The sequence below is a fragment of the Neisseriaceae bacterium genome (assembly GCA_016864895.1).
Classification (GTDB): domain Bacteria; phylum Pseudomonadota; class Gammaproteobacteria; order Burkholderiales; family Neisseriaceae; genus QFNR01.
In genome coordinates, this window is sequence record CP046107.1 from 280910 (window position 1) to 294285 (window position 13376).

11 protein-coding genes are annotated in these 13376 nt (G+C 31.1%); 8 read left to right on the plus strand and 3 right to left on the minus strand.

Annotated elements, in window-relative coordinates; all coding sequences use genetic code 11:
* Positions 1-7: 7 nt before the first annotated feature.
* Genes GKC53_01120 through potA form a run of 3 tightly spaced genes read right to left on the minus strand, consistent with a single transcriptional unit; the run spans position 8 to position 3085 of the window.
* Positions 8-859, minus strand: coding sequence for an ABC transporter permease subunit (locus GKC53_01120; protein ID QRN40766.1), 852 nt, complete (start codon positions 857-859; stop codon positions 8-10).
* A complete protein-coding gene (locus GKC53_01125) occupies positions 856-1935 on the minus strand; it encodes an ABC transporter permease subunit (protein ID QRN40767.1) in 1080 nt (359 codons plus the stop codon). Before GKC53_01125 ends, GKC53_01120 begins: the two co-directional genes overlap by 4 nt.
* A gap of 13 nt (positions 1936-1948) precedes the next feature.
* Positions 1949-3085, minus strand: coding sequence for a polyamine ABC transporter ATP-binding protein (gene potA / locus GKC53_01130; protein QRN40768.1), 1137 nt, complete (start codon positions 3083-3085; stop codon positions 1949-1951).
* 636 nt (positions 3086-3721) lie between these two features.
* Between potA and GKC53_01135 the strand changes: the two genes are divergently transcribed.
* The 8 genes from GKC53_01135 (at position 3722) to GKC53_01170 (ending at position 13245) form a co-directional block, all read left to right on the plus strand.
* Positions 3722-4966, plus strand: a complete 1245-nt coding sequence (locus GKC53_01135; protein ID QRN40769.1) for a hypothetical protein — start codon at positions 3722-3724, stop codon at positions 4964-4966.
* A gap of 2 nt (positions 4967-4968) precedes the next feature.
* Positions 4969-6543 (plus strand): MCE family protein, encoded by a 1575-nt coding sequence (locus GKC53_01140; protein ID QRN40770.1) that lies wholly within the window; start codon positions 4969-4971, stop codon positions 6541-6543.
* Complete coding sequence (locus GKC53_01145; GenBank protein ID QRN40771.1) at positions 6540-7106, plus strand: hypothetical protein; 567 nt, start codon at positions 6540-6542, stop codon at positions 7104-7106. Before GKC53_01140 ends, GKC53_01145 begins: the two co-directional genes overlap by 4 nt.
* Before the next feature lie 731 nt (positions 7107-7837).
* Positions 7838-8683, plus strand: coding sequence for an RNase adapter RapZ (gene rapZ, locus GKC53_01150; protein ID QRN40772.1), 846 nt, complete (start codon positions 7838-7840; stop codon positions 8681-8683).
* A 2-nt stretch (positions 8684-8685) separates the two neighbouring features.
* Entirely contained in the window at positions 8686-9594 is a 909-nt protein-coding gene (gene ylqF / locus GKC53_01155; GenBank protein ID QRN40773.1) for a ribosome biogenesis GTPase YlqF, read from the plus strand.
* Positions 9595-9876: 282 nt separating this feature from the next.
* Positions 9877-10581 (plus strand): transposase, encoded by a 705-nt coding sequence (locus GKC53_01160; GenBank protein QRN41809.1) that lies wholly within the window; start codon positions 9877-9879, stop codon positions 10579-10581.
* 151 nt (positions 10582-10732) lie between these two features.
* On the plus strand, positions 10733-11272 hold the full coding sequence (gene scpB, locus GKC53_01165; protein ID QRN40774.1) for an SMC-Scp complex subunit ScpB: 540 nt from the start codon (positions 10733-10735) through the stop codon (positions 11270-11272).
* The gene (locus GKC53_01170) at positions 11266-13245 is read left to right on the plus strand and encodes an oligopeptide transporter, OPT family (GenBank protein QRN40775.1); all 1980 of its coding nucleotides are present in this window, start codon (positions 11266-11268) and stop codon (positions 13243-13245) included. Before scpB ends, GKC53_01170 begins: the two co-directional genes overlap by 7 nt.
* Positions 13246-13376 lie beyond the last annotated feature (131 nt).

The window sequence follows — 13376 nt, forward strand, 5'->3', positions numbered from 1 at the left end:
AATTGAATTAATAACTAGAATTTTTGACCTGATTTTTCATCAATAAATAATTACCACCGATAACCAATGTTCCAATAACAACCAGCATAATTGTTGCTAAAACATTCATTTGAGGATCTAACCCTCTGCGAATTTTAGAGAAAATGATCTGTGGTAATGTAACAGATTCTGGACCAGATACAAAAGTAGCAATCACTAGATCATCAAAGGATAAAGTGAACCCCAACATAAAACCCGAGATAATAGCAGGCATGATCATAGGTAGAGTGATAACAAAAAAGATTTTTAATGGCCTTGCACCCAAGTCCATAGCCGCCTCCTCTAAAGAATCATCCAATTCACTTAATCTTGCACGGATGATCACAGTAACATAGGCCATAATCATGGTAGTATGTGCTAACCAAATAGTAAAGAAACCCCTTTCAAATCTAAAATTTTCAAATCCTATGGCTTGGATCACTATTTGGGTTTGAAAAATTAACATCAACATAGATAATCCTGAAATTACTTCAGGCATCATCATCGGTGCATTAACCATACCTGCAAATAAGGTATTTCCCTTAAAAATTTTAATACGTTCTAAAGCATACCCTGCCAACATACCCAAAATAACTGCACTAGCTGAAGATACAATAGCCATTTTTAAAGATAACCATGCTGAACTTAAAATAACCTCATTATGTAATAATTCAAAGTACCACTTAGTTGTAAAACCACCCCAAACAGTTACCATTTTTGAATCATTGAAAGAATAAATAACTAAAATGAAAAGAGGTAAATATAAAAATAAAAGACCAAGTACTAAACAAATTTTCAGAAACCATGAAGAATAGGAATAACCATTTTGACTATGTTTCATTTGGCTTCTCCTGAATGATGCTTATTTTCAGAACGATGATGAATAACTAAAGGAATAATTAAAATGGCTACCATAACAACTGCAACAGCAGATGCTAAAGGCCAATTATTTTGATCAAAGAACGCTTGCCATAACACTTTACCAATCATTAGATTCTCCGATCCTCCCACTAACTCAGGAACCACATATTCCCCTACTACTGGAATAAATACCAACATGGAACCCGCAATCACTCCTGGTTTAGATAAAGGCCATGTAATTTGCGTAAATGTTTTAAAAGGCTTAGCACCTAAATCAGCAGCTGCTTGTCTTAATTTAGGGTCAATTTTTATTAACTGTGTATATAAAGGTAAAATCATAAATGGTAAATAAGTATAAACTAGAACTAAAACTAAAGAAAATTCATTATAAAACATATCCCAGAGGCCAATTGAAATGGTTGTATTTAATACTTTAGAAAGAAATATAGATATATTTTGTAATAATTGGTTGATAATACCATTCATGCTTAATAGTGACATCCATGCATAAACTCTAAGTAAAAAAGAGGTCCAAAAAGGCAACATAACTAATAACAATAAAATGTTACGATATTTAAACCGAACTTTTGTAATCGCATAAGCAATAGGATAACCCATTAATAAACAAAAGAACGTCGTAAGAAGTGCATAATAAACAGAATATATATAAGCCTTAATATAGATATTTTGTCCACTAGTAATTAAGTTTTGTTGACTTAAAAACTGATATAACTGATCAAAATGAACTATTTTTGTAAGAAAGTTAAAAGGATTCAACTCATATAATAAGCTACTAGAAAATTGTTCAAATATTTCCTGATAATTAGTAAAATTAACAAAAATACTTAATTGGTTCAGATCAGTGTTATAAACTACAAGCGAAGTGTAAGGAGGAATCGCAACCTCCTGTACTGAAAAACTAATCTTGAATACAATAATAAAAGGTATTAGAAAAAATAAAATCAACCATAAATACGGAATTAGTACAATTAAATGTTGTTTTACACTTTTGATATCCTCATTCTTCTTACGACCGGAAGATAATAACCATTTCATGTTCTTCTCCAAACTATCTGGTTAGTGCGACAGGCTGATCGCTGTGCCATGCTATGTAGACGGTATCTCCCCAGGTAGGAGGTCTTTCATCTGCCAAATACCATCGAGAAGAAGGAATAGTACTTCTCATAATAAAACCACTATCTAATCTCACATAATAAACAGCAACACTTCCTAAAAAGGCAATTTCTTCTACTACGCCTGATGCCCAATTATAATCTGTTAAATGACTGGGTTTGGTCTTATACATATTCACATCTTCTGGTCTGATACTGACCCAAACTTCCATATTGTCTGGGCCGCCAAGACTATAGGATAAGTAAAAATGGTTATTAAGATGTTCGGAAATAATTTCCATTGAATCTGATTGATCACTAACAACAAACCCATGTAATATGTTGGTGTCACCCAAAAATTGAGCTGTAAAACGACTGTTAGGATATTTATAAATATCAAAAGGTTTACCTACTTGTTGAAATTTACCATCTGACATAACAGCAATACGAGTCGCCATTGTCATGGCTTCCTCTTGATCATGTGTAATCATAACACAGGTCACCGCCACCATTTCGATAGTATTAACCAACTCCAACTGAGTTTGTTTTCTTAAATTTTTATCTAATGCTCCTAAGGGTTCATCCAATAATAAAACTTTGGGCTTTTTCACGAGTGAACGTGCTAAAGCAACACGTTGTTGTTGCCCTCCAGACAATTGATTAGGTTTACGATTAGCGAACTTACTCATTTGTACCAATTTCAACATCTGTGCAGTTCTCTCTTCAATTTCGTCCTTAGATATTTTGTCTTGCTTGAGTCCAAACGCAACATTTTGTTCTACAGTCATATGCGGAAATAACGCATAACTTTGAAACATCATATTAATAGGTCTGTCATAAGGCTTATCTTTAGTAATATCCTTACCATCTAAGATAATTCTCCCAGAAGTTGGCTTTTCGATGCCTGCTAGTATCCTGAGTAAGGTTGACTTCCCACCTCCTGAACTACCTAAAAGAGCAAATATTTCTCCTTGATAAATATCCTGACTAACGTCATCTACAGCATAGTAATCACCAAAGGTTTTGGTCACATTTTGTATTTTTAAAAAAGGAGTATCTTTTTCCAGAACTTTGTCAACGTCATTATTTACCATGTTAATTTACCTTAGTTAAATACTCGTGAACCAAATAACTTTGGACACAAAAGGGAGATTATACTGCTTAAAATCATAAAAAAAAACGTCACTAGTATAAAAATGAAAATTAACTCATAAAACATTACATTGCAAACTAATAATTGCAGCATGTGTCCTTACAACAATAAACTTTTTTCTTAATATTTTTAGCTAAGCTCACTAAAATTTGAGTGAATATTTTTAGAAATGAGGTTCATATCACTATGATGCCTGAAAATACTCAATCAAAGTTGTCATTTAACTGTAAAATCCTTAGAAAATTCTATTGAATAACAGAGTATGACAGTTATATATTTCACCCTCAAAACTAATGACAAGATTTACTCTACCATTAAACCAAATCCCTTATATTATACGTATTGGAAAAGTGGAGCAGTATCTCATACTACTAAAATATTAAAATTTTATCTTCCTAAAAAATGGAAACTTACGATGAAATTGATAGATTATAAATATAAATCTAGATATTTAAAGTATTGTACAAGATCCATCGTATCATCAAAATTTAAGGACACTGAGCTTCCTAATGATTATAATATCAAACGATATTTTGAGATTGGAAATCAAAAATTAAATTTAACTTAATTAATTGACATGTGGAATTACAACTCTATGGATAATACAACTATTAATTCAGATATTTATATAGAAAACGTCAATAGAGATAACAGTATCTCAGCTAGAGAGATGATATGTCATTTTTGTAATGCCGAATTTGATATTGAAAAAGTACATCCAGGAGAGCAAGTCAACTGCCCTCAGTGTCAACAGACATTAATTCGAATAGAAAAAAAACCAATCACAACACCCATAATTTATGGTCTTTTGTCTTTATTGGCTTTCTTCTTCTCTCTTACTTTCCCTTTACTGAATGTGGTAATTCCTATTGTTGAAGATAGAACAAGTATTTCCTTATTAAGGATATTTGAATACTTAAATTCTCAAGGTTTTATATTTCTATCATTTGTCTTTGTCTTATTTGTGTTAATCATACCCTTAATTTTCATTATGGCTACATTGTATGTTTACTGTGGATTATTTTTACAGAAACGATGGGTCAAAATAAAAGAGGTTGCTCATATTTTGGTTAAGTTAAAACCATGGATTATGGTAGACATATTCTGTATCTCGGTTATCGTAGCATTATTTAAAATAAAAGCGCTAGCTGATGTATATTTTGATTATACAATGATTACTATATTTGGATATTCTATATTTTTAGCAAGAACTGTATTATCAATTTCTGACTACTGGCTAAAAGAAAAAATTTTAAATTTAGAAGGTAGTACAACTCAGATTAAAAAACAATCAGCGATAGAGATTAAGCAAGAAGCTAGACTAAAAGTCCATTTATCATGGACATTATTGATCACAGCAGTCATATTTTATATTCCTGCGAATGTCTATCCTATGATGATTACAGATGGGATAAGTTTTTATTATTCCAGTACAATATTGGAAGGAATTATACAAATTTGGGATTTAGGAGATTATGTTATTTCTACTGTAATATTTGTAGCAAGTTTTTTGATTCCAATTACTAAGATTTTTATCCTATTCATCATATTATTGGCAATAAGTTATAAAAGAGCTCTCTCACCAGGAAATTTAACAAAATGTTATGTTGTAATAGAAAAAATAGGGAGATGGTCCATGATCGATGTTTTTGTTATCACGCTAATGACATCTCTTTTCACATCCCCAATAATTTGCATTCTACCAGGTTTAGCAATTATTTACTTTTGTCTTGTAGTTATAATAACAATGTTAGCTACAAATATTATTGATACTCGTTTATTATGGGTAGATAGTCAGAATAAGCAGTATGAGATGGACTAAATATGACAGTTAAAAACTCTAAAATTTCGATGATATCGGTGGTATGGTTTATCCCCGTCGTGGCGATTATAACTGGAATTTGGCTTTCATATGATTACTATAAATCTTTGGGAGAGTCAGTGACCCTATATATTTCCAATGCAAATGGTTTGAAAGTTAACAATACAGTTCTGAAAGTTTTAAACGTAGAGGTAGGTAAAATTAAAAGTATGAAATTAACACCAGATAGTAAAAGTGTCATCATGAAAGCATATATTAATAGTGATAATAAACAATTACTTGCAGAAGATGCCCAATATTGGGTAGTAAAACCCATCATTGCCAAAGGTGGCGTATCGGGGCTATCCACTCTTATTTCAGGTTCTTACATTGAAATTATGCCAGGTATGAGTAAAACTAAAAAAAATGAATTTATTGTTTACGATAGACCTCCTTTAATGTCTTATCAAAGTCAAGGCAGTATTGTTAAATTAATAGGAAAAGATAATGGTACATTATTAGGTGCTGGTAGTGCTATTCTTTATAAGGGTATCCATGTAGGTACTGTTGAACACTCTTATTTCGATCCAATAACTAAAACGACACATTATCAAATTTTTATCTCTTCTCCTAATGACGAATTGTTAGGTAAAAATATTAATTTTTGGATTACCTTTGGTATCTCATTAGATGGTAGAGGTGGTGAAATAAAAATTAAAGGTTTGAACTTTGATAATCTAGTTGGATCGATTTCTTTTAGTGAACCGAAAGGTATGGATAAAGGTGACCCTATTGATGAAGACTATGAATTTCCTTTATACTCCGATGAATCTGAAATTCCTATAAATGTTCCAAATAATACGATTTATTTAGTTGGTTTTTTCAATCAGGATATTAGGAATTTGATCGCTGGCTCCTCAGTTGAATACAAAGGCATTAAAGTTGGTGAAGTAATAAAAGCTCCTTATTATGCAGGTAGTGATAAGAAAAATATGTTTAAAACAAAAGAAATTCCAGTTCTATTTTATATCAATCCTGATGTGTTAGATGCTGAATATAAAACTTTAAAACAAGAATTAATACAGGCTATCCAAAATGGTCTAGTGGCTACAATTAATTCAGATAGCTTAATCACTGGGGAAAAGTATGTCTATCTATATGAAAAAACGGCTACCGATCACCCTGTATATCCACGAAAACAATATCAAAAATATCCCGTCATACCTACCACACTCTCAGGTGTTGATAGTCTACTAGAAAACATTAATCTGGTATTGATGAAAATTCAAAATTTACCTTTAGAAAAAACAGTTAATAAATTAAATAAGAATTTAGATGAATTAAAATTCACTTTAAGTTTCATAAAGAATATTACCTCTGATTTAGATAGTGGTAAATTCATTGACAATCTAAATAATACAATCAAAGAACTTGATAAAACTCTCAAGAGTATTTCTCCGAGTTCTAAAATTTATAAAGATTTAAATAATTTGATACAAAATTTGGATCAGATATCTCGTAAGATAAATGAGAAGCCTAACTCTTTATTATTTAACTACAACAAAAAAGATCCTATCCCTAAGGCGACAGTACAATGAAACGTTATATTATTACATTTTGTCTAATATTTTTTTTGAATGCTTGTGCTTCTAAAGCAAATACACAATATTACTATTTACCAAATAGTAATTTCATACCCCCATTGAAAATAAATAATGTAATCGAAATAACAGTTCAAGTAGCTGACCATTTATCTTCACCTTCTATTGTAATCGGAGACAAAAGATTTCACTCAATCCATTTCACAACTAATCACTTATGGGCAGAAAATTTAGCAAAATCTATTCAAAATAATATTTCTAATAAACTTAATCAGTTAGGTAAAAATAATGATAATGCTTTTTCTATTTATTCTGACACAAATAGTTTAGAAAAATTAGAAATTATTATTGAAAAGTTTCAAGGTAATTTGGACGGAACGGCAGAGGTAGTTGGATATGCTAATTTACTTGATAATCAACATAATATTAAAAAATCTCTTGCATTTAAAGAAACAGCTTTACAAAGTTTTGATGGTTATCAAGGCATGTTGGAAGCACTAGATAACGCACTTAGCAAGGTAGCAAACAAAATCTATATATTTTTTGAAGGAGTAAGTTAGCGTAATTGTTATTCCAACAATTGACTTAAAAAAATAGTCAGTGTGTCAGTAATCAATAGGTAAGTATTCTAACGAGGTTCAATGGATAAAACTACTATTTTTTAGATAATCAAACGGAAAAATGAAATTGTACGATTATCTCTGGTTGATTTAAATATTGCTTTTGTCAAAAATCTAGTCAATTTAGATACACCATTACAAGGAATAATTATATTATGAAAATCTAGCTAAATAGTAGTATTCAAAATTTATATGCCAATCAGATATTCATTAAGTTTGGGTCTAAACTATGTTACCATTGAGATAATATTTGTTACCCGTACAAATTTAGTCAAGGAGAGCTTTCAGGGTATTTCTTAAATAAATAATCTCGAAACTAACACTAATAATGGGTTGGGTAGCTAATCGGAGGTAAACGATACAAAGTAGGAGTTGGCATCACTAGAAAACTGAAAGATTATGCTTTTAAAATTAAGTTAATATGTATATACGTAGGATGTGATGGAATTCTGTCAGGTATGAATATTAATACCAAACTATTTATCAAAAAGTATTGATATCTCAATAATTGCTTGAAGTAATATATATTCAAGAAGGTATTATGTCGATCAGAAGAGTAGGGCAATGAACACTATTATGGATAGAGCGATAGATGAGGATACATTAGATTTGATAAGTCTCAAAAGTTGGCTGATTCTTTCTTATTAATTAAGAATAAGGGTTAATAGAATATGAATTTGATTTTAGTAAGTGGGGTCTCTGGTTCCGGTAAATCCATTGCACTAACAGCTCTAGAAGATTTAGGTTTTTATTGTGTAGATAATCTACCTTCCGAGTTATTAGAAAATCTAGTTAATTGGCATCGACAGCAAGGAATGGTGGATAAGTTGGCTGTTAGTATTGATTCTCGTTCTAAAACTAAGTTTCACGAACTAAATAATATTTTAGCTCAGATCAATCATGAACAAGATATCCTAAATATTTTATTTTTCGATGCTTGTGATGATATTTTAATGAAACGATATTCAGAAACACGCAGATCTCATCCTTTACAAGACAATCATCACTCACTAAAAGATGCCATTCAGGAAGAAAGAACATTATTAAGACCAATCCGTGAAGAGTCACTAATTTTAGATACCTCTTATATGCAAGTACAAGATTTAAGAAAATGGATACAAGACTGGGTAGGTTTAACAGGTAAGCCTTTTCATTTAATTTTTGAATCTTTTGGTTTTAAATTTGGCACACCACTAGATGCTGATTATATCTTTGATATACGTTGCTTGCCTAACCCCTATTACTCTATCAGTTTTAGAAACTTGGTCGGATGTGATGATAGAATTAAAGATTTTTTCCAACAATTTCCAGAAGTTGATAAGATGATCAAAAATATTAACAACTTCCTTGATAGTTGGATACCCTCCTTTAAAAATACTACTCGAACTACGTTGAAAGTTGCTATTGGATGTACAGGTGGGATTCATCGTTCTGTATATGTGGTCGAACAGTTAGCTAAATATTTTGATCAGCAATATTCGGTTTTAGTTCGGCATAGACAATTGGATTATAAATAATTATGTGTATACAATGGTTTCCTGGTCATATGTATCGATCCAAAAAAGCGATACAAAATCGTTTAAAAAGTATTGATATAGTGATTGAAGTTCTGGATGCAAGATTGCCCGCCTCTTCAATTAGTCCTTTATTAGCAAATCTTTCTCAAAATAAAGCTAAATTAAAGTTGTTAAATAAAGCTGATTTAGCCGATGCATCTGTTACACAAAAATGGTTAGATTATTTTAATGCCCAAGCAGATACAAAAGCATTGGCAATTACTTCCAACCATACATCTAAAAATAAATTAATTATTGAACAAAGTAAAAATTTAGTACCTAATCGTAGAAGTATGGATAAACCTTTGCGTATAATGATTTGTGGCGTACCTAATGTTGGTAAATCTTCTTTAATCAATAACTTATTAGGTAGAAAAGTGACAAAAACAGGCAATGAAGCAGGCATCACCAAAGATGAACAACACCTTGTACTGACTGATGATATATGGTTGTATGATACACCAGGTATGCTATGGGAAAAGATTATTATTCCTGAAAGTGGTTATCGACTAGCTACAGCTGGCTCAGTAGGGAAAAATGCCTATAATGATGAAGAAGTAGCTTTACATTTATTGGATTACTTAAAAACTAACTACTTACAAAAATTATCATCTAGATATAAATTAGATAATTTAGATATCAATATGCCTAGTGATGAACTTCTCACCTTATTAGCCAAAAAAAGAGGAACCATTTTATCTAAAGGTTGCATTGACTACCAAAAAATTTCTGAGATGGTTATTCAAGATTTTAGAACTGGTCGAATGGGTAGAATTTCTTTAGAAAAGCCTGAGGAATGGTTAATTTGGCAAAATTCGGCCTTGCAAAGAGAAGAAGAACGTAACTCCAAGAAAAAGATAAAAAAATCTTGATTAAACCAACTATAGTAATAACTTAGGAAGTGGTTTTCACAGAACCATAAAAACCTTTAAAACAATAAGCTCTAATCCATAAGATATAAATATCATTTTTGATGTTAGCTAACTTCCCTATATATAAGTAACAGTTCCTAGATTATTAACTTAAATTTATCTACTAGACTGACATAATGCTAAGACGTGTTTAATAAGTAGATAAATATGGCTACTATCTCTATTGAATTCACCAATAATAATATTCCATACTATTGATTAATATGTTAAAATAGCTACCGTATGAAAGCTCGTAAATATAGAATCTATCTTAATAGCGAACAGAAAGTTTTTATTGTTAAAACTTTTGATTATATACTCAAAGTATACGGTTTAGTGTGGATGGACAAAATTAAACATTATGAGTCAAAAGAAAGTATTAGCATTAAATGTCGATCTCCAGCGCCAGTTCAATATTATAAGATTGAGTGTTCTTTTCTGACAGAAGCAGACGGCTTAGTATTTTTTAATATTCAATATTTTAAGCAAACTTATCGAAAATTCTTTTTAGGATTAATTCAATATCTGATTGATAATTTAGGTAATAAAGTCTGTCATTCTAGACATCTTAAACTGTCACTTGACCGATTGGGCATAGAACAAAGAAAATTCTCTAGAAAAAGACAGAAATCCAATAACAAAGATAAACAAAGAATTATATTAACTAAACATTATGAAAGAACTTCCAACAGTCTTAATGACTTTTTACAAAAGCGTTCAAGTAAACTAGCTCATGATGATCAAATCACTGGTTTTGCTATTGAAAACTTATCTTTCAAAGGGATGATAAAAAATAAACGACTATCTTTTCGTATTGTAGATAGTGGTTGGTATGAATTGATTATTACTCATTTGAGACATAAGTGTAAAGAGCTAGGAAAAAATATGATCAACCTTGGCGTATGTCGTAGATACTACGACATACATGGGAAGCTCCCTTGTTGCTAAACTATTTAGTAAAAATAGTGTGAAAGCGAAAAGTACATAAAGATATCCAATATGGGTCGTATGAAGTTCGCTCTATAGCTTTTGCTTAGAGTAAGTGAGTTACTATGTCAAAAATGATTGAGGATATTACTAATTAAGCAATATGGATAACATGTTTTCTAGACAAGAAGCGATGATTGAAGCTGCTTTATTGACAGCAGATGAGTATTTAACAGAACAAGAGCTTCAAAATTTATTTGATCCTTTATTAACTGAGATGCAATTACGTAGGATATTAGATAGCTTACAACATAGGTGGGAAAATAGGGGGTTGAAGTTAATTAATCAGCAAAATTACTGGAGATTTATGATCGAAGCTGATTTTTTTGAAAGTATCCCACACCTTCAAGAAGAAAAAAATCCAAAATATTCAAAAGCAGTATTAGAAACTTTAGCTATTATCGCATATAAGCAACCAATCACTCGCTCTGAAATTGAAGAGATTCGTGGCGTGGGTGTTTCTACTTCAGTAATAAAAATTTTGATGGAAAGGGGTTGGATTAATGTTTGTGGATATAAAGAATCTATTGGAAAACCAGCATTATTAGCAACAAGTCAACAATTTTTACTTGATTTTCGATTAAACTCATTAAAGGATTTACCACCTTTAGAGGAATTAGAAAAATTAATTGACCATCAAACAGAATGTTAGGAGGATATATGAATAATCAGATGAAAGAATTAACATTAAGAGGAATTATATTAGGATTTTTAATAACTCTTATTTTTATGGCTGCAAATCTATACTTAGGTCTTAAAGTTGGTATGACTGTTGCATCTTCTATTCCTGCGGCTGTAATTTCCATGGCAGTTTTAAGACATTTTAAGGACAGTAATATCTTAGAAAATAACTTAGTACAAACACAGGCATCTGCTGCAGGTACTTTATCTTGCATCATTTTTACTTTACCCTCCTTGATATTAATTGGATATTGGAATGATTTTAATTATTGGCAAACTTTTTTCATTTCTATTAGTGGTGGTATTTTAGGTGTTCTATTAACTATTCCATTAAGAAAGGTATTAGTAGTACAAAGTGAGTTGCCTTATCCAGAAGGTATTGCAGCCGCTGAAATATTAAAAGCAGGAGAAAGTGGAGAAGAGGGCAAAAATATCCATTATATTGGAATTGGTGGTATTCTATCATCAGCCATATCCTTTATCACAAGCGGATTAAAATTACTTACTGATTCTGCTTCTTATTGGTTTAAAATTAAATACTCAATTTTTCAGTTACCCTTTGGTTTTTCTTTAGCATTAGTTGGAGCAGGTTATTTGATTGGTATAGGTGTTGCAATTGTTATGATGTTGGGAACTTTAATTAACTGGAGTTTAATTGTACCAATATTAACCTATTTTAACCCTATGGATGTTAATCAATATTCAACTATAGAAGCATATGCAACAGAAATTTGGAGTACTCGAGTTCGAATAATGGGCGTTGGTATGATTGGAATTGGGGCAGTTTGGACTTTATGCACACTATTTATACCGACCTTAAAGAGTATTAAAATTTCTTTTAAAAATCCATTCTCTAATATTCATACCAATGGTAATGATAATGATAGAGATATTACCCCTATATATATGATACTATTATTTATTTTACTAACATCAATCCTTTTATTAAACTTTTATCACATTATTGCACCATTAAATTTGTCATTTTTTTGGACAATTGGTTTAATCTTAATTGTTGTGTTTTTATCAGTTATAGTGGGATTTTTAATCTCTGCTACCTGTGGTTATATGGCAGGAATTCTAGGATCTTCTTCCAGTCCAATTTCTAGTATTGCAATTCTATCGGTATTAATCATCTCATTGACCTTATTTTCAATTACAAAATTTAGTGTCGAATTATCTGACCCTAACTTAAAATCATTCTTTGTTGCTTTATCTTTGTTAGCTGCTTCTGTTGTCGTTAGTGTAGCAGGAATTGCCAATGATAATTTACAAGACTTAAAAACAGGTCAATTAGTTGGTGCAACGCCAGCCAATCAACAATGGGTTTTAATGATCGGATGTCTTGCTGGTGCATTAATACTAGCGCCTGTATTAAATATATTATTTTTTGCCTACGGGTTTCATGGAGTAATGCCAAGAGCAGGAATGGATCCCAATGCAGTCTTAAATGCACCACAAGCAAATTTAATGGCTGTTTTAGCTGAAGGGTTATTTTCTCATAATATAAATTGGAAGGATCTAAAGATAGGTATAATTGTTGGCCTAGGAGTAATTATTTTGGATAAATTATTAAGAACTATCAGTAACGGAAAATATTCTTTCCCTCCTTTGGCTTTTGGTATGGGTATTTACTTACCACCTAGTGTAAATGTCCCCATATTTTTTGGAGCTTTTTTAGCCTGGTTAGTTCGACGTAAAATTACTGATGGCAAAAAATATGAAATAGTCAATAAAAAAGGAACATTATTTGCTTCTGGCCTGATTGTTGGTGAAAGCTTGATGGGTATTGTAGTCGCTTTAGCTATTTTGATTTCTGTTTATAGTGGAGGAAGTTCAACACCTTTTGCTTTACAATTGTGGAGCTCAAATACAAGCAGTATCCTAACTTTTATTGTATTCTTTTCAGTCTTGGCTTATTTTTACCGTAAGATCACCAAATAATAGTACATTATCCTATTGATAATGTATTAAAAGTATAATACAATCGCAGACTTGTTTGTTTTAATTTTTTTCAAGAAAAAACCTTGCCTTCTGTATCGCATGTACAGAAGGCTTGATAGCCATAAGGAGAT

What these genes read in the sequence shown, in the direction of transcription:
- GKC53_01170 (QRN40775.1), top strand. Translation starts at nt 11,266, where the DNA reads ATGTTAGGAGGATATATGAATAATCAGATGAAAGAATTAACATTAAGA.
- ylqF (QRN40773.1), top strand. Translation starts at nt 8,686, where the DNA reads ATGTGTATACAATGGTTTCCTGGTCATATGTATCGATCCAAAAAAGCG.
- scpB (QRN40774.1), top strand. Translation starts at nt 10,733, where the DNA reads ATGTTTTCTAGACAAGAAGCGATGATTGAAGCTGCTTTATTGACAGCA.
- GKC53_01145 (QRN40771.1), top strand. Translation starts at nt 6,540, where the DNA reads ATGAAACGTTATATTATTACATTTTGTCTAATATTTTTTTTGAATGCT.
- GKC53_01160 (QRN41809.1), top strand. Translation starts at nt 9,877, where the DNA reads ATGAAAGCTCGTAAATATAGAATCTATCTTAATAGCGAACAGAAAGTT.
- GKC53_01140 (QRN40770.1), top strand. Translation starts at nt 4,969, where the DNA reads ATGACAGTTAAAAACTCTAAAATTTCGATGATATCGGTGGTATGGTTT.
- GKC53_01125 (QRN40767.1), bottom strand. Translation starts at nt 1,935, where the DNA reads ATGAAATGGTTATTATCTTCCGGTCGTAAGAAGAATGAGGATATCAAA.
- rapZ (QRN40772.1), top strand. Translation starts at nt 7,838, where the DNA reads ATGAATTTGATTTTAGTAAGTGGGGTCTCTGGTTCCGGTAAATCCATT.
- potA (QRN40768.1), bottom strand. Translation starts at nt 3,085, where the DNA reads ATGGTAAATAATGACGTTGACAAAGTTCTGGAAAAAGATACTCCTTTT.
- GKC53_01120 (QRN40766.1), bottom strand. Translation starts at nt 859, where the DNA reads ATGAAACATAGTCAAAATGGTTATTCCTATTCTTCATGGTTTCTGAAA.
- GKC53_01135 (QRN40769.1), top strand. Translation starts at nt 3,722, where the DNA reads ATGTGGAATTACAACTCTATGGATAATACAACTATTAATTCAGATATT.